Origin of the sequence: Sphingomonas sp. (assembly GCF_031372575.1) — a bacterium.
GTDB lineage: Bacteria > Pseudomonadota > Alphaproteobacteria > Sphingomonadales > Sphingomonadaceae > Sphingomicrobium.
In genome coordinates this window covers 1-14,140 of sequence record NZ_JANMLM010000081.1, presented here as the reverse complement: position 1 = coordinate 14,140, position 14,140 = coordinate 1, and the positions used below count along the sequence as shown (strand labels likewise).

Annotated in this window: 13 protein-coding genes and 1 tRNA gene; 4 read left to right on the top strand and 10 right to left on the bottom strand. The window is 62.9% G+C overall.

What is annotated here, in order from left to right; translation table 11 throughout:
• The first annotated feature begins 70 nt into the window (after positions 1–70).
• Positions 71–946 (top strand): metal-dependent hydrolase, encoded by an 876-nt coding sequence (locus RMN73_RS07920; protein ID WP_309602778.1) that lies wholly within the window; start codon positions 71–73, stop codon positions 944–946.
• Here the strand turns inward: RMN73_RS07920 and RMN73_RS07915 are convergent.
• From RMN73_RS07915 to RMN73_RS07895, 5 genes are all read right to left on the bottom strand, one after another.
• A complete protein-coding gene (locus tag RMN73_RS07915) occupies positions 943–1,485 on the bottom strand; it encodes a GNAT family N-acetyltransferase (protein WP_309602777.1) in 543 nt (180 codons plus the stop codon). The genes RMN73_RS07920 and RMN73_RS07915 overlap by 4 nt on opposite strands.
• Positions 1,486–1,659: 174 nt before the next feature.
• Positions 1,660–1,935 (bottom strand): 50S ribosomal protein L27, encoded by a 276-nt coding sequence (rpmA, locus tag RMN73_RS07910; protein WP_309602776.1) that lies wholly within the window; start codon positions 1,933–1,935, stop codon positions 1,660–1,662.
• An 11-nt stretch (positions 1,936–1,946) separates the two neighbouring features.
• Positions 1,947–2,483 (bottom strand): 50S ribosomal protein L21, encoded by a 537-nt coding sequence (gene rplU / locus RMN73_RS07905; RefSeq protein ID WP_309602775.1) that lies wholly within the window; start codon positions 2,481–2,483, stop codon positions 1,947–1,949.
• A 129-nt stretch (positions 2,484–2,612) separates the two neighbouring features.
• Positions 2,613–2,978, bottom strand: a complete 366-nt coding sequence (gene hspQ, locus RMN73_RS07900) for a heat shock protein HspQ (protein ID WP_309602774.1) — start codon at positions 2,976–2,978, stop codon at positions 2,613–2,615.
• Between the two features lie 40 nt (positions 2,979–3,018).
• The gene (locus RMN73_RS07895) at positions 3,019–3,699 is read right to left on the bottom strand and encodes an SDR family NAD(P)-dependent oxidoreductase (RefSeq protein ID WP_309602773.1); all 681 of its coding nucleotides are present in this window, start codon (positions 3,697–3,699) and stop codon (positions 3,019–3,021) included.
• A gap of 109 nt (positions 3,700–3,808) precedes the next feature.
• Here RMN73_RS07895 and RMN73_RS07890 point away from each other — a divergent pair.
• A tRNA-Ser gene (locus tag RMN73_RS07890) sits at positions 3,809–3,898 on the top strand.
• Positions 3,899–3,931: 33 nt separating this feature from the next.
• Here the strand turns inward: RMN73_RS07890 and RMN73_RS07885 are convergent.
• From RMN73_RS07885 to RMN73_RS07870, 4 genes are all read right to left on the bottom strand, one after another.
• Entirely contained in the window at positions 3,932–5,107 is a 1,176-nt protein-coding gene (locus RMN73_RS07885) for an acetyl-CoA C-acetyltransferase (protein WP_309602772.1), read from the bottom strand.
• 53 nt (positions 5,108–5,160) lie between these two features.
• Positions 5,161–6,219, bottom strand: coding sequence for a PrsW family glutamic-type intramembrane protease (locus RMN73_RS07880; protein WP_309602771.1), 1,059 nt, complete (start codon positions 6,217–6,219; stop codon positions 5,161–5,163).
• A gap of 9 nt (positions 6,220–6,228) precedes the next feature.
• Positions 6,229–9,300, bottom strand: coding sequence for a hypothetical protein (locus RMN73_RS07875; protein ID WP_309602770.1), 3,072 nt, complete (start codon positions 9,298–9,300; stop codon positions 6,229–6,231).
• Between the two features lie 107 nt (positions 9,301–9,407).
• Positions 9,408–11,027, bottom strand: coding sequence for a hypothetical protein (locus RMN73_RS07870; protein ID WP_309602769.1), 1,620 nt, complete (start codon positions 11,025–11,027; stop codon positions 9,408–9,410).
• 188 nt (positions 11,028–11,215) lie between these two features.
• Between RMN73_RS07870 and RMN73_RS07865 the strand changes: the two genes are divergently transcribed.
• Together RMN73_RS07865 and pgl are read left to right on the top strand one after the other, a co-directional pair.
• Positions 11,216–11,947, top strand: a complete 732-nt coding sequence (locus RMN73_RS07865) for a TonB family protein (protein WP_309602768.1) — start codon at positions 11,216–11,218, stop codon at positions 11,945–11,947.
• A gap of 4 nt (positions 11,948–11,951) precedes the next feature.
• A complete protein-coding gene (pgl, locus tag RMN73_RS07860; RefSeq protein WP_309602767.1) occupies positions 11,952–12,653 on the top strand; it encodes a 6-phosphogluconolactonase in 702 nt (233 codons plus the stop codon).
• Positions 12,654–12,938: 285 nt separating this feature from the next.
• On the opposite strand, the gene RMN73_RS07855 is transcribed toward pgl, so the two are convergent.
• On the bottom strand, positions 12,939–14,140 hold a 1,202-nt coding region (locus RMN73_RS07855; RefSeq protein WP_309602766.1), incomplete at its 5' end, for an MFS transporter.

Genomic DNA, 14,140 nt, shown 5'->3' with positions numbered 1-14,140 from the left:
ACGCGGCAAGGCTATTGACATTTATGTCAGCAAGAACCATTTTTTCATGATCAACGCATGGAGTGGTTCGATGAACGCCGCAAGCATTTCACCAACGCCGACCGACCTGACGATCACCCCGCGCGACCGGCGCTTCGGGCGCGAGGTTGCGACGCCTCGGCTGTGGCACGGCGGTCGGGTCGAGGCGACGGCATTGTACAATGCCCTGTCCGCGACTTTTCCAGTGGGCGAGGCGTTCTTCGTCGAGAGCGTGCGCGCGTTTCGCGACGGTGCTGACCCCAAGCTGGCCGCAGACATCCGCAATTTCACCACGCAGGAGGTAGTCCACAGCCGCGAGCATTTGGCGTTCAATCGTCGTGCGGCGGATTCGGGCTATGACCTGACCAAGCTCGAGGCACAGGTCGAAAAGCGCTTGGCGGTGACCCGGTCGAAGCCGAAGATCGTCAGCCTGGCGGCGACCATGGCGCTCGAGCATTTCACTGCAATCCTGGCGCATGAGCTGCTCGCCGACCCGCGCCACCTGGCGGGGTCGGAAGAAGCGACCGCCAATTTGTGGAAGTGGCACGCGAGCGAGGAAATCGAGCATAAGGGCGTGGCTTATGACACGTGGCTCCACGCGACCAAGGACTGGACCGCAGGTAAGCGCTGGAAGGTCAAGGCGTTGATCATGCTGTACGTGACTCGCAATTTCGTTGTCGACCGGACGGCGGGCGCGCTCGAGCTGATGCGGCAGGATGGGGTCGTCGGACCGCGCGCATGGGTGAAGCTGGCGTGGTATGCGCTAGGATCGCCGGGGATGATGCGCAAAATCTTCGCCGCCTGGGCCGCCTATTTCCTGCCCGGTTTTCATCCGTGGAATGTCGACGACCGCGCGCTGATCGCCGAATATGAGGCGACCAGCGGCGCGGCTTTCGACAGCGCGAAGAAGGTTCGGCGCGCGGCTTAGGCAGCGATCGCGACGTCTTGGCTCACCATGACCTTGCGGCACAGCTTTGCCACCGAATCCTGCCCGCGCGCGCAGCTGTAGCGTGGGGCCGAGAGGCCGGTCGGGCTGAAGCCGAGCTTCTCGAGCACCCGGCCCGACGCCGGATTGTCGATGAAGTAGGAGGCTTCGAGCCGCTGCAGCCCAAGCGCTTCGGCGATATCGAGCAGGGCATAGCCGGCCTCGGTTGCATAGCCTTGGTTCCACGCGTCGCGCGCGATCCAATAGCCAAGCTCGACCGCGCCCGAGGGGCGGCGACCAAGCCCGCACGCGCCGACCAGCTGCGGCGCTGCAGCGGTGCGCTCGAAAATCAGGAACGACGGAAACGCCGGATCTCGCGGTGCGGCGAGGAATGCCTCGGCATCGCGCAGTGCGAACGGCCACGGCGCAGAGGCAAGATTGCGGACGATCGCCTCATCGGCAATCGCCTGCGCCAGCGCGGGCGCGTCCTCGGCCCAACCCGGTCTCAGCAATAATCGCTCGGTACGCGCAAACATGGTCATTCCCTTCCCCTTCAGGCGCCCCGCTAGAGCCGCCGTGTTTCAGTTTCGGGAGAAGAAAGAGACGCAAACAAAAAGGGAGAGGAGGGGGCTGCCCTCTTCTCCCTTTTGAAACCTCGAGTGTCGGTCCCAGCTGGGCTGCCCCCTGTCGGGAGCAGTCCTGATCGACCGATCCCGTTATTTCGTCGCCGTCGTCGGCATAATCGCTTCTACGTGGACGTATTTGCGACCCAGTTTGCCATCGCGGAAACAGACGCGGCCGTCGGTTAGTGCAAAAATGGTGTGATCGCGGCCCAGGCCGACATTGTCGCCCGGATACCATTTGGTGCCGCGTTGACGCACGATGATGTTGCCGGCGCGAACTGCTTCGCTGCCGAACTTCTTGACGCCAAGGCGCTTCGATTCCGAGTCGCGACCGTTGCGCGAAGAACCGCCTGCTTTCTTATGTGCCATCGTGCTTGCTCTTACTTCTTGGGTTTCGCAGCAGCCTTGGGAGCTGCCTTCTTCGCCGCCGCCTTAGCAGGTGCAGCATCTTTTGTCGATGCGGCCGGGGCCTTTTTGGCTGCCGGTGCCTTCTCGGCAACAGGCTTGGCCGCCTTGGCAGCGGGCTTTTCAACCTTCGCTTCGACCTTGGCCGGGGCCTCGGTCTTCGCCGGAGCCGTCTTGGCTTCACCCTTCGGCTCGGTCTTTTTCTCGGCCTTTTTGCCGCCAATCGACACAATCTCGATGATCGTATGCTGCTGGCGATGACCGGCCTTGCGGCGGTAGTTGTGACGACGGCGCTTCTTGAACACCGTGACCTTGTCGGCCTTCGCCTGGGCGATGATCTTGGCCGCGACGGTGAGCCCGACAGTCGACTTCAGGTCGCCGCCTTCACCCGCCAGCAGGACGTCGGTGATGTCGAACGTGTCGCCCGCCTCCCCGGCCAGTTTCTCGACGACGATCTTATCTCCGGGGGCGACGCGATATTGCTTGCCGCCCGTGCGCACGATTGCGAACATTGGCTTCTTTCTAAAAAAATCCGTGACCGCGCGAAGAAACGGCCCAGTTAAGCCAGGTTCCGCGCGGAAAGCGTGCCGACTAAGCGGGGCGGTCCGCGCTGTCAATGGCGCGGGGGGTGCGATCCAGCCCTAATGCCGATGCTTGGGGCGAAGTTTGTAACGGCCGTCGTCATAGCCGTCGAACAAGCCGTCGATCGCCGGATGATCGACCTCGCCGCCATCCTCGTCGGCGAGCAGATTCTGCTGGCTGACGTAGGCGATGTAGCTCGATTCGGAATTCTCCGCGAACAAATGATAGAATGGCTGGTCCCGCGCCGGGCGCATCGCCTCGGGAATCGACTCATACCATTCCTCGCTATTGGCGAATTCGGGATCGACATCGAAAATTACCCCGCGGAAGTCGAGCAAGCGGTGGCGAACCACCTCGCCAATCCCGAAACGGGCCGAGGGTATGGGAGATCCGCAGTCTCGGGGAGATTCGAAGGCGTTGGTCATCAGCCTAAAATAGGCGCCTGCGCGGCAGAGGCAAGGTCGGTCACGGGATGATGCGCTCCCCGCGATAATCGAAGCAACCGCCGCTGTCGGTCGGATCGAGCCGGTCGAGCGTGTCGAGCAGGTGGGTCGCGCTGACCGCCGGGGTGAGCAATTGCCCGTCGGCAAGCCCGCGCTGGAAGGGAGCGCTGAGCGCGCTGTCGACCGTTCCGGGATGAAGCGCGACGCAGATTGTTTCGGGGCGGATGCGGGCGAGTTCAATGGCGAGGGTTTTGATGATCTGGTTAAGCGCCGCCTTCGACGCGCGATAGCTCAACCAGCCGCCGAGGCGATTGTCGCCGATCGACCCGACCCGAGCGGAGAGGGCGGCGAAGATCGCGCGGCCATCGGTGCGGAGCAACGGCAGGAAATGGCGTGCGACCAGCGCCGGGCCGATGGTGTTGATGCGCAAGACCTGTTCGAGCGTGGCGCCGTCAAGCTGGCGGTAGGTTTTTTCGGGCGCGACGCCAGCACCGTGGAGAATCCCTGAGGCGACGAAGATCAAGTCGAACGGGCCCTGGCTGGCGAGGGTGGCGGCGGCCTGCTCGATCGACGGGTCGGACTCGAGGTCGATCGGCGGCGCACTGCTGCGCGATAGGCGGATGACGGCTGCGCCGCGCGATTCGAGCCCATCGCACAGTGCCGCCCCGATCCCGCCGCTGGCGCCGATGACAATCGCTTTCATGGCTTAGGGCCGTGAAGCGCAGCGATGCTCTTTGCAAGTGTGAGCAGCGCTGCTAGAGGCCGCCGCGACCCGATGTCGGCACCAAGCCGGCCAGCGTTTCCTGTCTTGCGGAGAGGTGGCTGAGTGGTCGAAAGCACCGCACTCGAAATGCGGCGTGCCCGTGAGGGTACCCAGGGTTCGAATCCCTGCCTCTCCGCCATTTTTCTTTGTTAGCGGGCCGGTGCCGCTTTCTCTACAATGCCTCGATGATCGTCGCGTTGGCGATTCCGCCGCCTTCGCACATTGTCTGGAGGCCGTAGCGGCCGCCACGGGCGCGTAACGCGTGGACGAGGGTGGCCATCAATTTGGCGCCGCTTGCGCCGAGGGGATGGCCGAGTGCGATGGCGCCGCCGTTGACGTTGAGGCGCGCCGGGTCGGCCTTGAGATCGCGCAGCCACGCCAAGGGGACGGGGGCGAAGGCTTCGTTGACCTCGGCAAGATCGATGTCGGCGATGCTCCGGCCCGATCGTTCGAGCGCGCGGAGCGTGGCGGGGATCGGCTCCATCAGCATGATGATGGGGTCGCCGGCGGTGACGGTCATGGTCTCGATGCGCGCCAGCGGAGTGAGGTTGTGGCTCTTAAGCGCACGCTCGGAAACGATCAGCACGCCGCTCGCGCCGTCGCAGATCTGGCTGGCGTTGCCGGCGGTGATGACGCCGTCGGCGGTGATCGTCTTGAGCGCGCCGAGCCCTTCAAGCGAGGCGTCGGCGCGGATTCCCTCGTCATGGGCGTGGCGGCGCGGTTGCCCTTCCTTGTCGGTGACGTCGAGCGAGACGATTTCGCGATGGAACGCGTTGGCGGCGGTTGCGGCGGCGGCCTTGCGGTGACTGTCGAGCGCGAAGCCATCGAGGTCATCGCGGGTGAAGCCATAGTTGCGGGCGATCATCTCGGCGCCGGTGAACTGGCTGAATTCGGTCACGCCGAAGCGGTCCTTGATCGATTGCGGCCACGGTCCGATCCCGATCCCGGCCTGCAGCGGCAATAAGGTCGGCAGGCCCATCGGCACGCGGGTCATCGATTCGACGCCCGCCGCTATGACCACGTCCTGCACCCCGCTCATCACCGCCTGTGCGGCGAAATGGACCGATTGCTGCGAACTCCCGCACTGGCGGTCGATGGTCACGGCGGGAACCGATTGCGGGAGCTTGGACGCAAGCACCATGTTGCGGCCGACATGGAAGCTCTGCTCGCCGACCTGGCTGACGCAGCCGACAATCACGTCGTCGATCGCCGCCGGATCGATGCCCGATCGATCGACCAGCGCATTGAGGACTGCGGCACCAAGATCGACCGGGTGCCAGTCACGCAGCGCGCCGCCGCGTTTGCCGCCGGCAGTGCGCAATGCTTCGACGATATAGGCTTCGGCCATGCGATTCGCTCCCTCGCCGCCATTGATAGCGCGCGAAGCGCAGAATCAAGCGTCTAGCGCGGTTTGACCTTTTTTGCCTTGAGCCGCTCTTCGAGCTCGGAGATTTCCCAATAATCGTTGCGGCTGAACGGGAGCAACGGTTTGAGTGCAGCGAAACTGGCCTTGCCGATGGCGTGGCGCAACGCCTCGAGGCGGTCGAACGCGGCACCAGCCTCGACCTCGACCTTCGAGATATCGTCGAGCTGGTCATGGAGCGCATCTTCGGCGGTCCAGGCGAGGAAGGTCAATTGCTCACAATATTCGCGAATATTCTCGCCTGTTTTGGAATCGGAGCGGGCGACCAGAGCAGCAATCTTCTGGCCGCTGCCATCGGCCGGAAAACCGCCCGATTGCCATGCCTCTAGCGCCAGCCGGTGGACCTCTCGCTCGTGGCTTAGCCAATGCTGCGCCTCGATCGCGCCGAAGCGGAACATCCCCATGATTAGGAAAGGGGCGACGGCAAGGGTGGCGATCAGCGGATAGATAGGATTTTCGGGAAACTGGTTGAACGCAGTGTGGATCGCCACGGCACCGAGATAGCCGGGGATGAACCACAATAAGCTGAAGTTGAAATCGGCCACCGTGCCGCGGTTTTCGCGCTCTGCAAATTCATGCGCGGTGGCGGCAAGCACAGCGACCGACGTTCCATGCATTACCGCGGTGCCGAGCCCGCGCACCATCCACGTGGTCGGCGCGAGGTCGGGAAAGCGGGTCAGGTATACGATATTTTCGACCACCGAGAAGCCGGCGCCGATGGCGAAGCCCGAGATCACAGCGTCGAGCTTGAAACCGATGCGGTTGAAGTAGAACAGGCCGACGATCGCCAGTCCCTTGATTGCTTCCTCGACCCACGGCGCGGCAAAGCGACTGTAATTGGAGTAACCGAGCGGAAGCTGGTCGAGAAAGATGCCGCTGACCGGATAGGCTATCGCCGCAGTGACGCCGCCAATCGCAAGCAGGCCGAGCGTTTCCCACGTCGTCATGAGCTTGAACACGTCGAGCCAGATGAACATCATCAGCATCACAAGCACCGGCACCAGCGCGATCGACCAATTGGTAAGCTCAAGGATCATCAACGCGGCCTACAAGATTTTGAGCGAGGCGAGAAACTCGGTCTTTTGATAATGGCCATCCTCGAACCCGCCCGCCGCGCCGATCGAGAAAATCATCGGCAGGCGCACCGCGAAGGTAAAATTCAAATCGACCTGTCCGCCGAGGTTCACATATTTGTGATTGTCGCCAACCGCGTCGCGGGTCAGCATGGTGCCGACGAACAACGCCGGGCGGGCATAGCTCAAGTAGAAACTGGGGGTGCCGATTTCGGAGAAGCGGATCGGCGGCAAATTGATCTCACCGGTCAGCTTGGCATAGCGGCGGGCGCTGATCTGGTCGATTTCGAAGCCGGGGAAACTCTCGACCTCGCGGTACCGTTTCTCGGGCCGGTTATCGACGTAATTGTTGCGGAACGATCCGAAGTAGAAGCTACCCAGCGGGCTTCGCGAATCGCCTCCCGCGATCCCGGCATGGGCGTAGATCCAGGCCGAGGCATTGGAGATCGGCAGCGGAACGCCATAGTCGAGTCCGAGCTGAAGCTTGGGAAAGGTTTTGCTTTCGGCAAAATCGCTGCTCGCGATGGCGCGCCAGGCAATTCCCTTTTCGTGATCGACCCCGCCCAGTGACTTGCGGGTATTGGTATATTTGACCCCGCCTTCGACCGAAAAGATGTTCTTCGGGCTGGTGATGTTCTGCGAAGACGGGAGCTGGGCGAGCCCGAAATAGGCGGCTGCCGAGCCAAAGAAATCAAGCTGACGCGGGGGATCGTAAATCTTGTTCTTGTTCCAACTGACGATGAATGCGTCGCCCTTCCGGCTGCGTTCGATCGGTCCGAACAGGTCGTAGAAGTCGGCCCCATTATGTTTATATTCTGCGGTCCAGTTGAGCGTTTTATATTTGAGCGCGGCGTGGAAGCGCTCGCCCGACGGCAGGCTGCCGTAAGGCGAAATGCTGAATGTCGCATCGAACTGGTTGAACTGCATCGGGTCTTCGAAATGGAAATAATAGCCCGGTGAAAACTTACCCTGATAGCCTTCGATGATCGGGTAAGCCGCGGCGAGCTTCATGCGTTTGGTCGGGCGATATTTGCCGCGCTCGGTGATCAACGGCTCAAGATCGACTTTCGCCGGCGAGCCAACTCCCCACGTCTTCAATTCGGGGCGCGCCTTGATCAATTTGGTGCCAAGGAATTCGACCGTTCCAAGATCGTCGCGTTTCTGCGGGATGATCTTCGACGGGGTCAGGCCAGCGCCGGTATATTCGTAAACCAGCATGCTGCCGTCGGGTTGCAGCATCGGGCGGAAGAAACCGGTGGAGGCATTGCTGACCACGTCATATTTCTGGGTCGCGATGTCGAACGTGAAGACGTTCGAGACACCGGTGTAATAAGCGGTGCCGACCAATGTCTTGCCGTCGGGGGTGAAGGTAAAGGTTTCGGGCGTCGAGGGCGGCAGGTCGAGCCGTGCGACCTCCTGCGGCCCGCCCCCCGACAGCAAAGACTCGGTGGTCCACACCCGGACCGACTGCTTGCCATCAATCTCGCCGAAACTGGCCGCAACCCTGGTGCCGTCGGGCGAGATGTCGAGATCGAACGGGGTCTGCCCATAATCGAAGGTGTGGACCTGATTGAAGCCGGCGTAAGGTAAAGGAATGCGGACGATGGTCGCGAAGCCATTCTGGTGGCGGATTCCCCAGATCGACTTGTCGACCAGATTGACCACGAAATCGCCGATCCGCGCATCCTTGAGCAACATGCGTTTCTTGCCGGTGTCGACATCGATTTCGATAATGTCGCGGAAGGCGTAATTATCCTCGGTATAATAAGCTTTGCGCGCATCGGGATCAAAGGCGAGGCTGGTTACCTTGTAGAGCATCATGCCCTTGATTTCGGACAATTTGGTCAGCGCGCCGGTGGCCAGATCCATCCGGCCGATGAAACCGATCGTACCCGGATAGCGGAAGGCGGCGATTAGGCTGTTGGTCTTGGGATCGACGAATCCCCTGGAGATTGAGCCGAGTCCCTTGGGCGAAAGATGGGTGACGTCGGTCAGTGGATAAGCGGACAGCTTGGCCAGCTGTTGCTTCTGGAAATCCTGCTCGAACCCGATCCATTCGCTCCACGCATTGTCGAGCTTGCGATCGAATACATTGCGAAACTGAGCGGCGTAAAATGCCTTGCTGCCCTCGTCGCGGCGGAGCCATTGGACGACCTTGTCGGGGCCATATTTGAGCGCCAGCCACGAGAAGAAGCGAGTCCCGTACAGATAGTCGTTGACCCCAACCTGGAAATCGATCGCCGTTCCTTCGGATTCGAGGCCGAGCGGCGAATAGAATTTGTCGCCGTCGCGAACCTTGGCGCGGAACACCATTTCGTCATAGGCGCCCTGCGCGCGGCCAAGCCCGCCCGCCATCCACGTTTCGAAGAACACCGCCGAGCCTTCGAGGTACCAGCGCGGGACGACGTTGCGCGGCGTCGCGAGATAATTCCACAGGATCGATTCGGGATGTTCCTGAATCGCCATCGGCTTGCCCGCAAGGAAGCGCCGCCAATAGGCGTCCTTGCGGTTCCATACGTCCATCGTCGCGACATGCGCGAGCTCATGATTGGTCAGGGTGAAAAAGCGCTCGCCGGGGGTGAATGTCTCCATCGACACCGACAATGGCGCAACATCGAGCAGCACGGCGTTGTTGGGCGAGGAGCGCGCGGCGGCATTGCCGTAATCGCCGAAATCCTTGAGCAGCAAGGTCGTCCGGTCCCACGGCGTCCAGTTGAACTTCTGGCGGTGGAAAACCAACGCATTTTCAAACGCGCGGGCGATGTAAGGCGTAAGATACGTCTGCACCGGGTCGAAATAGAGCAAGCTGAGATTCTTGGTCTCGAGCGTCGACAGGTCGATCCCCGACGCATCGGGCGGGACATGGTCGGGACCCTTGTCTTCCTCATCCTGTTTCGGATCGTCGAGCGGGGCGGTTGGCCGCGCGGTCTCGGGCGCGGCGACCGGTTCGACGACGGTTGTCGTTGCGGGTGGCGGCGGGAGTGGCTCGGGTGTTTGCTGGGCATAAGCGGTAGTGGCCGCGCTACTCGAAAGCAGCGCGGCCACGGACCCCCTGATGATGACCTGGCGATTAAGCCGCCGTACCCCCGTCATCGACCCCCTTTTTCGGCTCGAAAGCCGATGCCCGTTGTCAGCAGGCGAAGCTTACCATTTTAGCGTTCGTCAGAACCCCTAGCGGCAAAGCTCGCGTCGCGTGCACCCGCTTGCACCGCCTGGACGAAGCCCGGGCTTTGCACGGCAGCAGCGAAGCTCGCATTCATCGCCAGCGCCTGAAAGTTTGCATTGCGACCGAGCGCATTAAACGCTTGGGCATTGCGGGCGAATGCCTGCAATGCTGCCGGATTCTGCGCCAGTGCGGCAAACGCCTGCGGATTGGCTGACATTGCCGCAAACGCTTGCGGGTTTTGAGCCATCGCCGCCATTGCCTGCGGATCCATTCGGCCTTGCGCTGCCATGTTTGCCGCCGCTGCCTGCGAATTGAACGCCTGCGCCGCGCGGGCTGAGGCGGCCAGTGCGTTGGCGTTGCGGGCAAGCGCCGAGAAGGCATTGGCGTTGCGGGCCATCGCCCCCAAGGCTTGCGCATTCATCGCCGCCGAGAAGGCCTGCGCATTGGACGCCAGCGCATTGAAGGCATTGGCATTGCGACCGAGCGCGGAGAAGGCCTGCGCATCGCGCGCCAGAGCCGACATTGCCGCGCTATCCTTGGCAAGTGCCTGGAACGCCTGCGCATTGCGGGCCATTGCTGCGACCCCGGCGGGGTTTCGTGCCGCCGCCGAGAAGGCATTGGCATCGCGCGCATAAGACGCAAAGGCATTGGCATTACGCGCCATCGCCTGGAACGCCTGCGGATGACGCGCCAGCGCCGCAAACGCCTGCGGATGTTGCGCCAAGGCGGCGAATGCCTGCGGTTGCAGTGCAAGCGCACTGAACGCCTGCGAGTTCATTGCCATTGCCTCGGCGGCATTGGCGTCGAGCGCATTGGCCGCGCGACCTTGCGAGGCGAAGGCTTCCGCCGATCGCGCCGCAGCAGCGAGACCCTGAGCATTGCGGCCCATCGCCTGGAAGGCGTCGGCATTCCTTGCCATAGCGTCGAATGCCTGAGCGTCCTTGGCCAGTGCCGACATTGCCGCGCTGTCCTTGGCCAACGCCTGGAACGCCTGTGCGTTACGCGCCATGGCGGCCACACCGGCCGGGTTACGCGCCGCAGCCGCAAAGGCATTGGCGTCCTTGGCGTAAGCCGCGAAGGCCTGCGGATCGCGGGCCATTGCCTCGAACGCCGCCGGATGCCGCGCCAGCGCATCGAACGCATTGGCATGGCGCGCCATCGCCGAGAAAGCCTGCGCCTGACGAGCGTCGGCACCACGTGCGGCAGCGGCCGTTGCCTGGGCATTGCGCGCCATTGCCGCAAACGCCTGCGGATCCTTGGCCAATGCGGCGAAGGCGGCAGGATTGGCAGCCATGGCCGACATCGCGGCCGGATTGCGCGCCAAAGCGGCGAACCCGGCATCGCGAGCCAGCGCCCGGAAATTGGCGTCCTTGGTCATCACCTCGAACGCGTCGGATTGCATCAGCTGCGGAACAGCAGTGTCGCCAAGCGTGACATCGCCTTCGCCGACCTGCGACGAGACATAGCGCTCGGCAGGAGCGATCGTGCCCTCACTTGGGCCGATCGGCGGATACACTCGCCCTACGCCATAAGCGGCGGCAGCGACGGCGACGACAATCGCGCCGGATGCAAGAAACTTGCGATTATTTGCGGTGGTAGCGGTCATGAGTTCCCCCTCGTTGGACCAAGGCTCACATTTTACCGATATTTAACCGGAGTCAATGATTCATGCTCAACTTACGTATCATTGCGGGCCATAACGAATACAAATTGCGCCTAACCGAATGCTGGAAAACCGGCGGTTTTGCGTGGCCGAGCGCAACCTAGCGCGGCGAGGACCGTTTCGGTTCGGCCATGTATCGACCTGCCCCCAGCCTAAGCGAGCGCACCGCGACCATCACCTTCGTGGTGCTGGTCCATCTCGCCTTGGCCTATGCGCTGATCAACCTGTCGGGCGCGGTTAATTTGCCGGGGCGTGACGCGCTGACCCAGTTGATCGACATTGCGCCCGAACCGCCGCCCCCGCCCGTGGTGATCATCGATCCGCCGACCCCGAAGCCGAAGGAGAAAGAAGCGGCGGCATCGGCCAAGAATATCGAGAGCAAGGCGACCCCAGTGGCCGCGCCCAAGCCGGTGATCCCGGTGCCGACGCCCAATCCGGTTGTGGCCACGACCACGCCGCGCGAGGGCAATCAGGCGACGCAGGGCGCCTCCGACGTGGTCGGTCCGGGGACCGGCGCGGGCGGGGTCGGCAATGGCGACGGCAGCGGCGGGGCGGGCAATGGCAATGGCGGCGGCGGATCGGGGATTGCCAGCCGCGCCAGCCTGATCTCGCCCAGCTTGCGCACGCGCGACTATCCGTCCGGGCTGCGCGATCGATTGCTCGATGGCGGCGCGCCGTTCGTGATGTTCACCGTCCAGCCCAATGGCCGGGTCACCAATTGCCGGATATTTCGGTCGAGCGGGGATGCGGACATCGACAGAGCGACCTGCGCGCTGGTAACGACGCGGTTCGCTTATCGGCCCGCGATCTACCAGCGCGGCCAGCCGGTGGCATCGGACATGGCGTACGAACAAAGGAAATGAGCGGATGATCGAAGCCGAATGGTGGGACTATGACAGTGTCGACGAACTGGCCGACGCGGTCGCGGGTGACATCGCCTTCATCATCGAAAGCGCATTAGACGCGCGCGATTCGGCGCTGATCGCGATTCCCGGCGGGTCCACCCCGATCCCGATCTATGCCAAATTGGCAGCAGCCAAATTGCCGTGGAAAAAGGTCATCATCATCCCTACTGACGACCGGCTGGTCCCGCTCGACGATCCGCGTAGCAATATTCGCGCGATTGCCCAAATCTTATTGCCGACCGGCGCGCGGGTGTTCCCGATCTCGACCGGGATTGCCGATTACAAAATGGCCGGCGGTGCGGCGGATGCGCGGCTGCAAGATTTGCCATGGCCGCCCGATCTGGTGTGGCTGGGGATGGGCGAGGACGGGCACACCGCGTCGATCTTCGCCGGGCCCGACCTGCAGGATGCGCTCGACGCCCCCAAGGCGCTCCGCGCGGTGGGTGTGATGCCCGACCCGATGCCGGCGGATGCACCGGTGGCGCGGGTGACGCTGACCCGCGCTTCAATCTTGGCGGCGAAGACGGTGACGATCGTCATCACCGGGCAGCAGAAGCGCGATTTGCTCGAGCAGGCGATCGCCGACGGGCAAAGCTCAAAACTCCCGATCGGCCGCGTGCTGGCGGAGGCCGAGCAGGCGATCGACATTCATTGGTGCGCTTGAGGTCGGTCATTGAGAAATTTATGCGACGAAAAGCGAATGTCCCGCCTCTGCCGCTACAACGACTGCTGAGAGCACAGTCAGAAATCCAGCCACTTTCTGCCAAAAGCTAAGCGTTATGCGTTTCTCAGTTACTATGACTTTCCCATCCCAGTAGACACGACCATCATCGCCCACTCCTAATGAGCTTAGTCCTTCGACTGAGATCGGACGAACTCCAAGCGGCCAGTGAGTAGGAGCAGAAGCAGTGGACTGGGCCCAATGTTGGCGTTCGTTTTCCATGTGTAGCTAACAATCCTCCAGCGGCTTGCCCCTAGTTTCCTTCAGGAACAAAATCGTCACCACCACGCTTAGCGCCGTGAAGCCGACCGCGTACCACAGCCCGGCATAGATATCCCCGGTGATGGCGACGATGGCGAAGCTGGTGACGGGGAGGAAGCCGCCGACCCAGCCGGTGCCGATATGGTAGGGCAGGCTGAGCGCGGTGTAGCGGATGCGGGTCGGGAACATCTCGACCAACGCCGCAGCTTGCGGGCCGTACAGCGCGCAGGCGGCGACGACGAAGCCCAGCAGCACTAGCAGCAGGGTGGGGTAATGAACTGCCTTGGGGTCGGCGGTGGCGGGATAGCCGGCGGCGGTTAGCTGCGCCTTCAAACTGTCGCCGGTGCTGGTCTTGAGCGCCTTGAGGCCGGGGTCGTCGAGCGTCGCGCCACCCGAGACAGGAAGCGCCGAATTGCCGATGCGGATCACGGTCTGGCCGTCAGTCGAGACGGCGTTGGCGTAGGAAATGCCCTTGGCGACGAGCAGGCTCTTGGCGATGTCGCAGGCACTGTCGAAGCGGCGCGTGCCGGTCGGGTCGAACTGGACTGCGCAGGTCGCGGGATCGGTGACGACGACCACCGGGGCGGCGCGCTGCGCCTCGACCAGCGCCGGATTGACCGACGCGGCTATGAGGTGCGAGCCGGGGAAATAGAGCGCCAGGCCGAGCAGCATCCCGCCGAGCATCACCGGCTTGCGGCCGACGCGGTCGCTGAGCCAACCGAAGAACACATAGAGCGGCGCGGAGACGATGGTCATCGCGATCAGCAGCATGTCCTTGGTCGCGCCGGGTAGCCCGAGCGATTTTTCGAGGAACACCTGCATGTAGAAGAAGGTGAAATACCACACCGCGCCCTGCGCGCACATGATCGCGAAGAAGGCGATCAGCACCTGCTTGAGGCTGTCCCGCCGCGCGAACGCCTCACGCAGCGGTGCCTTGCTGGTCGCGCCCTCATCGCGCAGCTTGGCGAAGGTCGGGCTCTCGGACAATTTGACCCGCATCCACAGCGAGATGCCGAGCAACAAGGCCGAGGCGAGGAACGGAATCCGCCAACCCCAGGCGAGGAACGCCTCCTCGCCGAGCGCGGTGCGGGTGACGACGATCACCAGCAAGGCGGCGAGCAGCCCGATCGAGGCCGAGGCCTGGATCCAGCCGGTCGCCGCGCCGCGCT